Annotated in this window: 7 protein-coding genes; 1 reads left to right on the top strand and 6 read right to left on the bottom strand. The window is 36.8% G+C overall.

The window, feature by feature from the left end:
• The first annotated feature begins 166 nt into the window (after positions 1 to 166).
• Positions 167 to 577, top strand: a complete 411-nt coding sequence (locus K322_RS0103865) for a Fur family transcriptional regulator (protein WP_026625703.1) — start codon at positions 167 to 169, stop codon at positions 575 to 577.
• Between the two features lie 959 nt (positions 578 to 1,536).
• Here K322_RS0103865 and K322_RS18480 read toward each other — a convergent pair.
• The 6 genes from K322_RS18480 to K322_RS18485 all read right to left on the bottom strand — a co-directional run bounded on the left by K322_RS18480 (position 1,537) and on the right by K322_RS18485 (position 11,688).
• Positions 1,537 to 3,426 (bottom strand): alpha-L-fucosidase, encoded by a 1,890-nt coding sequence (locus K322_RS18480; protein ID WP_051290619.1) that lies wholly within the window; start codon positions 3,424 to 3,426, stop codon positions 1,537 to 1,539.
• Between the two features lie 27 nt (positions 3,427 to 3,453).
• Complete coding sequence (locus K322_RS0103875) at positions 3,454 to 4,833, bottom strand: family 43 glycosylhydrolase (RefSeq protein WP_084158505.1); 1,380 nt, start codon at positions 4,831 to 4,833, stop codon at positions 3,454 to 3,456.
• 11 nt (positions 4,834 to 4,844) lie between these two features.
• The gene (locus K322_RS0103880) at positions 4,845 to 5,975 is read right to left on the bottom strand and encodes a glycoside hydrolase family 43 protein (protein ID WP_026625705.1); all 1,131 of its coding nucleotides are present in this window, start codon (positions 5,973 to 5,975) and stop codon (positions 4,845 to 4,847) included.
• Between the two features lie 67 nt (positions 5,976 to 6,042).
• Positions 6,043 to 6,519 (bottom strand): DUF5018-related domain-containing protein, encoded by a 477-nt coding sequence (locus K322_RS0103885; RefSeq protein WP_051290620.1) that lies wholly within the window; start codon positions 6,517 to 6,519, stop codon positions 6,043 to 6,045.
• Between the two features lie 18 nt (positions 6,520 to 6,537).
• A complete protein-coding gene (locus K322_RS0103890; protein WP_169714129.1) occupies positions 6,538 to 8,550 on the bottom strand; it encodes a RagB/SusD family nutrient uptake outer membrane protein in 2,013 nt (670 codons plus the stop codon).
• A gap of 12 nt (positions 8,551 to 8,562) precedes the next feature.
• Positions 8,563 to 11,688 carry a SusC/RagA family TonB-linked outer membrane protein gene (locus K322_RS18485; RefSeq protein ID WP_051290621.1) on the bottom strand — a complete coding sequence of 1,042 codons (3,126 nt, stop codon included), beginning with the start codon at positions 11,686 to 11,688 and terminating at the stop codon, positions 8,563 to 8,565.
• Between the last annotated feature and the right edge of the window lie 184 nt (positions 11,689 to 11,872).

Genomic DNA, 11,872 nt, shown 5'->3' on the forward strand with positions numbered 1-11,872 from the left:
TTGAATACCTAGAAATATTACATAATTCATTCAGATAATAATTTCAGGAAGGAATCAATAAACCTATATATTTCCCGTCCCAATATTCTGTCATAAAATCTAATAAGTTATATCTCTTCTTCATCCAGCAAGTTAATACGAGGCTTTTTTTGTAAAAAGAATAAATATGAATGCAGAACAAATATTAAAAGAGCATAGCGTCAAGAAAACGGTTTGTCGTAAATGTATTATAGATAAACTGATAGAAAGCGATGACACTGTCGTAACTGAGAATGAAATCAAAGATGTATTTTTAGACTTATTCGATCGTGTCACTTTTTACCGCTCTCTGAAAACATTAGAAGAAGCCAAAGTGATACATCATATTGTACTGAACAACACTACAGTAAAATATGCCTTAAGCAGCCAGTTTGTTTTATCAAAGGTACATCCGTATTTTCATTGCACTCATTGTGATAAAGTTACTTGTTTAGATTTTTCTCTATTAGATGAAAATCTACTTTTACCTTCAGGATATCAAGTTGAATCAGCTCAAATTTTGCTTGAGGGTATATGTCCTGATTGTTTTAAAAAATAAATCCGAATACAATTTAATATATTCGGATCTTAAGACGTAATTTTTTCCAGAAGGAATAGGAAAATCCTGATTATACTCATCTCTATTTGATTTTTTTACATTGGATTCACTCAAATTAGCGATATGAGCTGATAGTTCTTTTTAGTTATTCTTGAGTAATATTTCTTTGACTGATTCCATAATGCATATTTTTAATTAAAAATAAATCAGGTTGCAAATGTGATATGAATACAATATGAATACAATTGTGTTATTGTTTCATTTATGGAAAATGATTGCATTTGTTGAAAATTTTATTAGATCTGGCAAAAAGCTTAGCTGTAGAGGAGATTCAATGTTTTTATAATAAGGATCATACCTTTATATCTCCAAACGTTATATGCGAGAGGAAAGAGTATTTACTTGTTAGTGGTTCGTCGGGTTGAGGGAAAACAACATCATTGCACTTGATAGCAGATCTGATAATCTCTGGAGACCGAATATCTATGTGGCGGAAATGGATATTATCCAATTAAAAAAGAACTTCGACAGATATAGAGGACCAGAAATTAGACGACTGCATTTTTTTGTTTTTTGTGGAATCTGTAGCTATTAACTTTCCAATATCCACATCTTGATGACTGATAATAGTTAAGTGTGGGAATGAAAAAGACTCCCTAAAAGTTTATCTTAGGGAGTTTCTTCATGTTTTTTTAGTGTATACCTATAAGAGAATATATTTTAATGATTGAATTTTGACTGATTTATACGTTGCATATCGGATTTATTGAATTTTACAGTACAGATTATTGAAGTATACTAAACCAATTCAATACCCTCCCAAAACCATCTTCTTAATAAGATCATCACCATTCGCAATTCAATACAGACACCTCTCCTCCTAATAGAATCCTAAATTATTCTGCTTCAATCATACTTGAAGTAACATATATAGAGACAATAAAAACTTCATTCTTTCTTTATATTTCGGGTCTTACATTCTTATTCAATTCTACAGCAATTATAGTCAAATCTCCTTGAATAGGATTGATACCATTTAATATAATATTCTGATCCTTGCGGCTGGTATTAATATTTTCTTTCGTATAAACGTTATAAGCCTTAAGAACCTTCATTCCTTTATTGACCGGAGGCATTGTAAATGAATCTCTGGTGTATTCTCCTAAGAAGTAAACATAAATAACATTATCCTTATAGCAGAATCCATACTGCCCATCTACCGGTTGCCAAGGACCACCCCGTGTTCCATAGACTGCTCCAGATGTATTATTAACCCAATCTCCAAAATCCAAAAGACGCTTTTCATAATTTTCAGGAATATTGCCATGTCTATCAGGCCCAACATTTACAAGGAAACACATATTACGCACTATACAATCGGCAAAAATCCGCTTAATTGCACTCAATGACATAATTTTGGAGGAGTCCTCAGCCATCTTTGTATATCCCCATCCGGGGGCTAATGTAAAACATTTCTCTACAACACCACCTCTTATTTCACCTTTCACAGCACCACCTCCTTCTTCATTAGTGTAGTCGCCGACCCATCCACTACGTATATTACTTACGATGTCAGGTTGGTATTTACGTACAATTCCCATCAAACCTAAGGGCTTGTCGGTACTCTCTTCTACATCCTGAAAATAAGGATTTACAGGCCATTGATTATCGTTTCGCATATATTTTCCCGATTCCCAAAAGTATGCTCCATCAGCATCCGATCCCTGTTGCCCTAACCAACCTCCGTCCCAGAATAATTGATCTATTTTTCCGTACTTTGTCATTAATTCTTTGGTCTGGCAGTAAAGTTCTTCTTTCATTAAACGGGCATTTTCTTTATGCCAAGAGGCTGTAGTATAGCCAAATTTATTGGGTTTACAATCGGTTCCGGTTACATCATAGTATCCGGGGAAACGCCAATTGATGAGGGTCTTATAAAGACCGACTTTCAGTCCGCCTTCACGACAGGCTTCTACGTACTCTTTTACAAAATCACGATTATGAGTCTGTTTAGCTGTAAAAGCATTTATGTATTTACTTTCAAATAATGCATATCCATCATGATGCTGGGTAGTCAGACTCATGTATCTGGCTCCGATTCGTTTCGCTAAATCCACCAACTTCTGAGCATCAAAATCTTTCGCATCGAAATATAAGTCTCCAGATATAGGGTAAGCTAATTTTCGGTATTCTTCGGGATCAACACCTTGGTTTTCCATATACCATTCTCCTTTTGCAGGTCCGGCATAAAGTCCCCAGTGAATAAACATACCTATTTTATCATCAAGCATCCATTGTATTTTCTCGTCAGGTTGCATTTCTATTCCCAAATCAGATTTAACTTCCCTTTTCAGGGCATTAGGTATGCCTGTATAAGTAATCTCTTTATAATCACCTATACGCTGAATACTTACTTCATCGATCCATGCGAAAGTATTTCCTTGGGAATTACCGAATATAACACCAAGGTCTACAGTGTTTTGGTTGGTTGTGATATTAAGTATACGTTCAAATTTAGTCCAGGTAGCGAGAGCTGTCGTTATACTTATATTATTTTTGCCTAAGTTGGACGTTTGTACAGTCATATCATCCGCACCGCTTTCTGTTCGCATCCAGACCGTCAGATTGTAACGGGAAGCCGATTGTACCGGAAAGGATAAAACAAGATTGGTATTAGGCGATAATTTCAAAGCTTTGCCTTTATATGCTCCTTGTTCAACAACCTCAGCTTTTCCTTTTTTCACGACCCAATTCTGTGGTTCATCAAAGGAGAAAGGTGTTAGATTTTGTGCAGATATTGTTATGGAAATAAACAATAAAAATACACTTAGTTTTAGTTTTTGCGTCATATTATTTTAATTTCAGTTTTAAATAAGTCATTTGATAAAAGATAATTTCCATATAGAAGGTTTATTTTTATTATCCCATTTATTAAAAGTAATTCTGATAAAGGTTGCCGAATCATTTATCGGTATAGAAACAGGTGATCCTGATATTCCATATTCGCTATAGTCAGAAACCAGCTTCCAGTTTTTTTCATCTGTCGAAGATTCTATTTTTATAAAATAATCCTTCCATGGGTATTCAAATTTTATCTTCATGGAACCAAAATGAGTATTATCTTCAAAACTGCATATAATAGTAGTAAGATTGTCTCTCGAAGAAGGTTCCCATCGGGTTGCATTATTGTCATCTATGATATTTTTCACCGACAAGTATTTGTTTTGTTCACTACTCGCTGTAATAAGTTTTGGTTTGATGTATTCTATTTCTTCCTTTACCAGATTAGGAAAGGATACAGTAAGGGCCGGGGAAATGTTCTTAATTAAAAGGGTTGTGTCATCATACGCTAATTCGTTGATACAAATTTGCCTTAAGGCTGTACCTGTAACAAACGGCAAGCTATGTCGATGATACAAAATATAATGCTTCTCTTTGTAATCGAATATTGTATGATGTCCGGGACCATATACTTGCAGGCTGTCATTTGTTTTGAGTATCGGACTGTTATCGGCTTCAATAAATGGACCTAATGGATTATCCCCTATTGCATAACGTACCTCATAGGTTTTATCAATGGTTTTTCCTTGAGAATAAGTTAGAAAATATTTTCCATTGTGTTTTACCATAAAAGGAGCTTCGAAGTAATGACTTGGAGTTATTTCTTTAGGTTCTGTTTTGACTGAAGACATGTCTTCGTTGAGTTCAGCGACGAAACAATGGCCATTAACCCATTCCCAGCCGGATCCCCAATAGAGATATGCTTTACCATTGGAGCCAATGTAAGCCTCTGCATCTATAACATGATAATAGAGGCTGGTGTCGAATAGTATCATTGGCTTATTGTCTAAGATATTCTTCCATGGCCCCAGAGGATGATCGGCTTTTCCACACCAAACTTCCGATCCTACTGAAACATACATATAAAAAGTATTTCCTTTTCTGATAACAGAGGGAGCCCACACATTATTATGGTTTGATTTTTCAGATGTACATGCCGCCTTAGTCGGCCAATTTAGTTTATGAAAAGTCCAATTCTGAAAGTCCTCAGATACCCAACAACCCAAAAATTCAGCACCCCACGGATCAACTGTAGCATATATGAAAAATTTGCCCTCATATTCAACAATTGAAGGATCGGCAAAATATCCCGGGATAATCGGGTTATTAAGTTCAATGTGCGCTTTCGGAATTGTTTCACTAATGCAAGCCTGAAAAAATACAGATGCGAGCAATATCAAATAAATACATCTCATATTTTTAAATATTAATAATCTGGTAGGTTCCACTTGTCTCTCCATTTCAGTACAGGTAATCCATCTTCAAATTTTACAGGTAACCATATATATCTTCCGTCAATTGGATTTTGCGGATTCCACCGGTCTCCCATAAATATAAACCGGTCTGATTCTCCTGCAACAGGTAATACATATGTGCTTTGAGAATGAAATGTAAATGCTGAATCATCTCCTTGACAGGGACTATTATGCTGAGTCCATGGGCCCCATATTGATGTAGAAGAGAACATTCTGGCCTCATTGGGTTTCCAACCTGTACAACCCGAAGTTATCATCCAATATGTTCCGTCCTTTTTGAAAACGGCTGGAGCTTCGTTGTATTTGCCCGGAAATATTCGAATATATTTACCTGTATATTGCAAGTAATCATCAGTAAGTTCTGCTATATGCAGAGCTCCGTTGTCTTCGGAAGAATAAATGTGATATGCCTTATCGTTATCGTCAACAAATAAAGTCATATCGCGACTCATCTGACCTTCTTTAAAATTTTTCCGGACAAAAAGCCCCGTCTCAACTGCTTGTAACCATTCCGGAGTCCACGCCTTTTTCAATATTTCTTTGTCCTCCTCATTTTCTTTTTGCTGATCATATGAAAGGTTTTCAGGCCATATCCCGGCGTTTACTCGACTATTACGAACAAGTGTGTATGGCCCGGTTGGCGTATCACTTATTGCAATACCGACATGAGCTGAATTATAACCTTGATCTTTCAGTTCAAGATGAAAATACATCAAGAATTTATTTGTCTTCTTATTATAAATTACTTTAGGTCTTTCTATAATACAATCTTTTACGATGGGGCTGTCTGGATTATCCGAGACAGGTAAAGCTATCTTTTCAAATGACCAGTTATACAGATCTTTTGATGAATAACAAGTAACTCCCACCAATGCATTGTTAGAGAATTGTCCTTTGTGTTCTCCAAACCAATAGTATGTTCCTTCGTAAAAGAGTATTCCTCCACCATGAGCATTTATTATGTCAGCATTTGTGTCAAACCAAAGTTTTCCGGGATGAAAATCTATATATTTGATAACTTGTGCCCTTAAGACTAAACTAAAGATTAATAAGAAAATAGAGCAATACATTTTGATATTCATAATAATTTTGTATTTATAACTCAGGCAGGACTAGGATCCTGCCTGAGCTGCTTTATTATTTAAATTATCACTTTATAAAACTGCTTATTACAATAGTCCAATCTTTGTAATTGCCAGATGCGGATGTCACACGATAAGTATATGTTTTTCCCGAATAGTCTCCCAATGTACCTAAAACCGGGGCACCATTTAGAGGAGTAACCTTAGCTCCACGAGATACAGTCAGCATACAGGCTATTTTAGAAAGACTTACCTCATCTCTTATCTCTGAGGTAAAATTTCCGCTTGTACCAGGTACAGTTATATTCAATAACACTTCAAGCTTTTCGGTATTGATTACTTTAGTAATATCCAGACCTTTAAAGTATAAGGTGTATATGCCTTCTACATTAGATTCAACAGCCCATCTGTGCTCAAATTCTATATTGGAAACTTCACATTCGACAGAGTATTCCGATTCATCGATGTCCGAGTTCAGACAAGAGCTGAATAATGCAGTCCCCAATAATGTTCCTATTATTAAGTATAAAAATTTCTTCATCATTTTATTCTTTATAAAATATTATTTCCAATTATCATTTTGCCATAAATTAGGATTCTGATCGAGCTCACTTTGCGGCACAGGTAACAGATATCTTTTCTTTGCTGTGAATATAAAGTTATGATCACTTTGGGGAGTAGGCAATTCGCGGTAGTAATAGGCATTCGGCTTCATAAAATCCGCTTCGACCATATAATTACCCGGGACTTCGATCTCTAGTTTCTTCGTAGGATTATCTCCTCTATTCAATTCGGGAATAATTCCACCTTTAGCCCCTGTCGGATATCCTGTTGCAGGATCTGTAGTCCCCCACGACAGTCCAGTACGAAGCAGTGTAAAGTAACGATCGTTTTCTAAATTCAGCTCAGCTGCTCTCTCATCCAGATAAATCATTTTCAGTTCTCCGCCTGATTCGGATGTTAACGCCGGAAGCCCTCCATGTTGGACTCTAGTTTTGTTTATATATTCTTTGGCTTTGGTTTCATTACCTAAACTGAGATAAGCTTCTGCAGCATTTAAGTAACAGCGTCCTAAACGAAAAATCGGATATGTAACATTAATCGGCGAATTACTCGGCATATCCCTGTATTGAGGGATCTTTTTTTGATATAATATTCCGGTTTGAGATCCGAATTCGCGACCTTGAGATGATGGAGTATACGAATCCCGATGGTAATTTCCTCCTGTCCGAAAATAGATCGTATTTCCTAAAAACTCTCCGCCATCATAGATAAAAGTTGCATAAAAGCGTTTATCCCGGTTTTTATAAAGTAAATCGGAAATAGAGGTATAGGACGAATTAGCTTTCAACTTCCGTTTTGTCCGAGTTATATCTTTTCGGTCTTTTTCTGTTACAATATCAATATTATCAGCAAATAGTTTCGACTCTTCAAAACGCTTCGCCTTACCATCCGAATCGACTATATAATATGCTTTTTCGATCATTGCCGGGTCTGGTTGTATCTGAGCCTGGGCGTCATTCACTATTTTATACCCTTTGTCTAACGACTGGAAAGAAGTATTAATAGTCACGCCATCATTCAAAGCTGAAGTCCATGCTTTTACCAACAATCTATGTATATGCACATATTTACTATCGGTTCTTGTATATAGCTCGCTTCTCTGTATACTAAATATATTTTCGGGACAAGTTGGAGCATAATCGTAGTCACAGCACATTTTACGAAAATTCTCTGAACCGGAAACCAACGAATATTTACCTAAAGCATCTAAATCCTCAACAGCCTTAATTGATTTTTTATAATAAGCCTGTATATCGGCATCTGATACTGTATTCTCAAAATAATCAATATACGATGCTCCATGCAGGCAAACCTCCGATAACAGGGCATATGCGGCTCCTTTAGGAAGTAAGCCTGTTTTAGGATTTTCATTTAACAAACCTGCTGCTTTTTCACACAGATCGATAATATAATCATACGTTTCTTTCATCGTTGCACGAGGCAGCTTCAGCTTTTGAGCAGCATTCTCGTCTTTTCCGGCATTGGCTCCATCATTGTCCAAAACCTCGTCTACAATAATCCAACCTCCATATTTACGTGCCTGCATAAAATAAAACGAGGCTTTAAGGAGATAGGCTTGTCCGAGTAAATCGTCAGCCGTGGTTGTTCCCATAGCTTTTCGGTTTTCTTCATTAGACAGATTAGCAATCGCAATATTGGTTTTTCGTACCAACCCAAAGGCATCCCATCCGAAATTAGTAGATGTTGTCCATCCTGTATCGTCTTTTCCTCTAGCAGACAGCCAATGCCCCCAAAACATATCACTCTGGCATTCGGAGTTATACGAATTCTCACTACCGTTATATGTTATAGGGTCACCATTCCAATGCGAGAAAAAATGCAGGTTTTCATACAATCCATTTATGTTAGCTTGAGCCATAGCACCATCTTGCCAAACAGCATTTTCAGGTATTAAATCCAAAGGCTTTTTGTCGAGAACATCCTCACAGGAGTTCAAGAATAAGCTTACGGTTACAACTCCAATAGTTGCTAGTATTTTATTTACTTTCATAGTTTTCATGTATTAAAATCCGATATTAAGGACTAATGAATATGTTTTAGTAATCGGATATCCAAAATTGTTTGTATCATTTTGTTCCGGATCTATGTAATAATCATTGGCTTTAGATATTGTAAACAGGTTTTGTCCGACAAGCGACAGAGTTAAGTTAGAGAGCCAAGGTGTATTTTTTAATAATTTATATTTAAAGTCATATCCAATCTGAAGATTTTTTAATCTCACATATTTGCAATCTACTGCCCAAAATGAAGATTCCTGATAATTATTGGCTAAGCCTGATCCTGTATCCGGAATTGGATATCCAGCTCCGGTATTCTGAGGTGTCCAATAATCAAGATCCTGAGAGAATCTAATACGACTAAACCCGACTGCCATACCTTCTGTCCCTATTATCTTATAATTCTTACCAGCCCCTTGTATCAAGCCGGTCAATGAAAACCCCTTATATGCCAAGCTAAAATCGAGACCATATTGCATGATCGGTTTTTTTGTTAAACCATTATAGACTTTGTCGTCAGACCACGAACCATCTGTATCTATCCGTCCATCACCATTTACATCCAAATAGCGGATATCTCCGGTTTTGACATTGGTAGTCCAAAGAGCATGCGGATTGTTTAAGAGTTCTGCCAGATCGGAATATAGTCCGTTCGAGATAAACATCCTGGTACCATCAGATAAAGTTTTTCCAACAGATGTCAATAGCGGGTTTTGGCTGGTATTGATATCCTCATTCTTTTTAACCCATAATTCATCATAAAATGATATATTTGCTCCAATTTCATATCGTAATTCATTATATGAATCTTTCCATCGGACAGTGATCTCGCTACCAGCCCTTCTGAATTTATCATCTGACATTATTTGAGGGAGATTTGTGCCTAGTGGTGTTTTATAAATATCACTGGGACTAATCAGATATCCCTTTGTTTCTTGTACGAAATAGTCGAAAGTGGCACTCAACCTATTTTTTAACATAGAGAAATCAACACCGACATTCGTCGACCGGGTCGAATACCATGTCAGATCCGGAGAGATCAATCCGGGAGTATTGACAGATGGTGCCCGATTACCTGCAATATCAAAAGCCGCAGAACCCATGCTCCAATTCGAAAAATAAGCAAAACGCGAGCCTTCAATACCGGTCTTACCCCACGAACCCCTCAGTTTCAATAAATCTATTTTAAACTTTTCGGCTAAAGGTTTAATAAACGGCTCATCCGAGAAAACATACCCTGCCGATACCGAAGGAAAATATCCATAACGATTTCCATCAGAATAATTGTCACTACCATCAATACGCAAACTGGCGCCCAATATATAACGCCCCATATAATCATAGTTAAGTATACCGACATACCCCAAGCGTCCACTCTCTGCGGCTTCACTACCATTGGTCATTGTATCTTCGGGCCCTGCAAATAGTTGATCAACAGACGATGTTAGATAATCGGTTCTACCTCCTCTCAATTCCTCAGAATAAGATTCTGTTTGATTGTAGAAGGTTGATAAACTTAAGTTATGTTTTTCAGCAAATGTTTTTTCATATTGCAGTCCCACATTAAATTCATATCCCCAAAAACTCTTCTTTGTCATACTTAACGAAGGTTTGGTCGAGACAGGCAAAGCTGTACCGTCGGGATAATATGATGCAACATAGGCATTATTCCAACTTTTAGAAGTATAAGCCGAAGTTTTATAGTTTCCATTAAAAAGAGCTTTCAGACCGTCTATCCCATATACATTCCATTCCATATTTAAGCGGTTATTCATTACAGGATCGGTATTTTTCGTATATCCGCTTTTAGGATGCAAGTACAAGAAAGAGGTGTTAGCAAAATAAGTTCCATCAGCATTGTAAATTTTTTCTGTAGGATAAGATTTAATGCGACGCATTATTTCCCCTTCACTCTTACCGTCCTGCCACATAAAGTTATTTTTCATATCCAATCCTACTGTTAACCCTATAGCTCGGAAATTATGAGTAAGGCTCAGCCCGATATTCGCGGTACTATATTTGATCACTTCTTCACCTTCGATAGGCTTGATTAATGATCCCTGATTAAAATATCCTAACGAAATACGGTATTGCGTATCTTCGCTTCCGCCATCTATTGTCAACGAATGCCTGTCAGATTGTGCGAGGCTTCTCATAATCTCATCCCGCCAATTAACATTGGGATAATTTTTAGGGTCAGAACCTGTCCGGTAGGCCTCTAATGCTTCGACTGAATACGTTGGTGTATAGCCGTATACATTATCGAGATAGTTACGGGTCGAAGCCAAATCATACGAACTAATATTGCTCTTTGCCCTTGTTGGTTTTGTGAACTGATGATCCAATGTATAATTTATTCGGGCCTTGCCAACGTGCCCCGATTTTGTTTTCACTACCACAATACCATTTCCGGCCAAAGCTCCATATACAGCAGCAGATGCAGCATCTTTCATTATAGAGATAGATTCTATGTCCTGAGAGTTGAGCCTGTTAAACATTGTAGCATCCTGTACAATACCATCGATTACATATAATGGAGCATCTGCACCACGTATACTTATCGCAGGAGTAGCTCCCGGCATACCCGAAGAATTAGTAATAATGGCTCCGGGCGTTCTTCCTTGTAGTGCAGAAGATACATTGGAATATCCTCCCATATCTCCGATCTTATCGACATCGACACTTGTTATGGCATTTGTAATTTTTCGTTTTATAACTGACCCATAGGCTACGATCACTACTTCATCCAGCACTTTATCATCTTCCTGCATAGTGACTTTCATCTCTGTCTGTCCATTTACAGAAATCTTCTGAGATAAATATCCTACATAACTCACATTCAGTAAGGCATTTGATGAAACCGTAAGGCTGAATTTGCCATCAAGGTCAGTGATTGTTCCATTTTGTACCCCATCTTCACTTACACTTACACCAATGAGAGTATCTCCTGATTTATCTACAACAATACCTCTCACCTGAATATTCTGAGAAAAAGAGGATATAGATAATGACATCAGAACAATTACAAACAATGATCGCAGACATCGTTCCTTTCCTCCGGATTTGTCGGTCATATCCTCAGCTTTCATAACAGAGAGAGGATGACCTTTCTTCTGAAAAATGTTTTTCATGTAAAAAATAAATTAGTTATTAGAAATGTAATGTCAACGTTGATGAAGCAAAAGTATTTTTCTTGTTTTTGCATCATGTGTATTATCCGTTCATTTATGTGTATTTTCACATCAATAGTATTCTTTCGGTGGTTATCAATGATCAAAGACAATAAGTAAGTGCTATTTTTGTACACATTTACCT

The organism is Indolivaga capnocytophagoides DSM 22835 (assembly GCF_000426485.1).
Classification (GTDB): Bacteria; Bacteroidota; Bacteroidia; order Bacteroidales; family Dysgonomonadaceae; genus Dysgonomonas_A; species Dysgonomonas_A capnocytophagoides.